Below are 2153 nucleotides of genomic sequence, written 5' to 3'. Positions count from 1 at the left end.
CGACAGACGCGATCAACACCACGCCGGCGGCACACACCCTCCTTGCCGCTCCGCAATCGCGGAGCGGGTTAGTCCAATTCCTGTTATGAAAAGGTATGCATAACCGCAAATCCTGGCTGTTCGCCGGCTCCGAACGCGGCGCTGCCCGGGCGGCGGCCATGGCGACGCTGATCATGACGGCGAAACTCAACGACGTCGATCCGCAGGCCTGGCTGGCCGACGTCCTCGCCCGCATCGCCGATACGCCGCAGAACCGGCTTCATGAACTGCTGCCGTGGCATTGGCAGCCCCGCCAGATCCTTATGGCCTCGGCCGCGTGAACAGCGCGCGGAATGGTTCCTCCGAACGCTGAAGACCTTCGTCCGTCAGGACCAAGGACTTCGCCTTGTTCACAGGGTCTGCAATCAGCCCCTTCCGATGCAGCCGATCCGTCACATTCCAATCGAAGCTCTTCCAGGCGCATCGTTCATTGTGCAGCGTCAGCCAAAGCAGCGCCAAGACCGCATCGTCGATCTTGTCCGTGTCGATCTCCATCCGCCCAGTCTAGCACAGATCGCGCGTCTGCCGCGGCCCAGACCGGATGGTTACCACACAAGCGCCTTGTTCCGACCTTGATCAAACAACGTGACACCGCCCTCCTAGTCCTTGCACTAGGACTTGCAGCCTTCAGCCTAACTCAGCAAGGCGGCCGTCACCGGAGGAGGGGTACATCGAAAATTGTCCAATCCCGGCACATACCTTCACCACCAAGCTTTTCCGGGGCGAAGCCCGTCCCGCTATCCAAACGGCCAGTGCAACTCGTCGCTTCGATTAGATACCGCTTACCAAATTCGAAGAGACAGAATTGAATGGATGGAATGCTGTGACAACTGATGGCTATGATTGGCTCAGCCGGATTTCGGCTACGCGAAAAGACGCCCCTTAAAGAGAGTGGCTGGTCGTGGGTGGAGCGCAACCTATGCTTTTTTTAATTTTGAAAGGTCACCTTTCTGCCTTTGCCGAGAGTTGCATCGTTATTGAGCGAAGGAGACTTTTGCTTCATCGCTGTCGTATTCTGTCGTTCTCCACACCAAAAGATGCTGTGGCTTTCTATGGGCGTACTTGATATTTCTTAACTCTTCGCTTACGAAATGGCCAATAGTTTGACCAGCTAGAAGAAAGCAATTTTTTAAATTCTGCAAGAATCTCATTCCTCCCTTATTTAAACCCTCCCATAATTCGTTCTATCCACCTTCTCCCATCGCAAAGTAATTAAGCAAACTCTCCGACGTTTGTCACGATGTCTTGGCATGCCCCTCAATACTGGAATCCTAATCCTACTACGCTCCTAAACCTCACGGGTAACTACTGTATTGTTCACAATATCCAGCTAGACGATCCTGTGTTCAGCTACATCTATATGAGTCGATGGGATGTAGAGCGATTTGTGGCTAATCGGACGTTGAGCGACGCATCGGCCGCATCGAACCAGTCTCCGGATGCTGCGCCGCCTGATCTCTTTGATAGCGGGTTCACGTGGTTCATCCTTGTTCACACCACAGACGCTGGCCCAAACTTGGTAGCATGGGGGCGCGCGACAAGGGGGGGATGATCAGAGTCGCCGTACACATTGGGCCTGGCGTTTATTTGTCGTGTTGTGCGCTTATTTTGCTTTTGCATGTGTTTGTTTGCCCTGTAATCCGTAATGTATTGTTAGCACCCGTCGTATGCGCCGGGTGTCTGGAATGTTTTATTAAAGAAATAAGCCGAGGCCAATAAAAATTACAATTTGTGATATGACTATCGCCATACACTTTTAATTCGCCTTTTTTGCGCTAGAGATGCTCTCTTAACACGAATACCCTTTTGTCAAAAAGATGAAGGGCATAACTGAATAGATGGCACCCGCCTGTTTTTGTTGCAGACATACGCTAGTTGCAATGGGTACTGAGTTCGAATCGTGTTGTTGCCCCCGAATGATCGGACACGGTCAGGGTTGGGTTTGTTCCGCATGAACTCGCGGGGTGAACGATAGCCGAGCGCCTTGTGCGGATGAAGGCTGTTTACAACTCAGCGACGGAACACCCACGGGACCGACCAGCGCGAGCTGGCGTATCACTACTGCTGCGCATGTCGACCTTGCCGCGCTTGGCGCCCTGGCGACACTGCTCCGG

General features: G+C 53.3%; 1 protein-coding gene and 1 pseudogene. One reads left to right on the top strand and one right to left on the bottom strand.

From position 1 onward, the window contains the following. Window positions 1–104: 104 nt before the first annotated feature. Window positions 105–320 (top strand): annotated as a pseudogene (locus tag AC0L3D_RS36470) (transposase domain-containing protein); the annotation flags it as partial. On the opposite strand, the gene AC0L3D_RS36465 reads toward AC0L3D_RS36470, so the two are convergent. Then, window positions 301–534: a DUF6429 family protein gene (locus AC0L3D_RS36465; protein WP_473647509.1), complete on the bottom strand. Its 234-nt coding sequence runs from the start codon at window positions 532–534 to the stop codon at window positions 301–303. The pseudogene AC0L3D_RS36470 and the gene AC0L3D_RS36465 sit on opposite strands and share 20 nt — an antisense overlap. Between the last annotated feature and the right edge of the window lie 1619 nt (window positions 535–2153).

It is taken from the genome of Mesorhizobium sp. WSM4837 (assembly GCF_055811435.1).
Note: the sequence above shows the minus strand (reverse complement) of the source record. Positions and strands in the feature narration are given on the sequence as shown.

Coding starts and splice junctions, on each gene's coding strand:
- AC0L3D_RS36465 (WP_473647509.1), bottom strand. CDS start 534: ATGGAGATCGACACGGACAAGATCGACGATGCGGTCTTGGCGCTGCTT.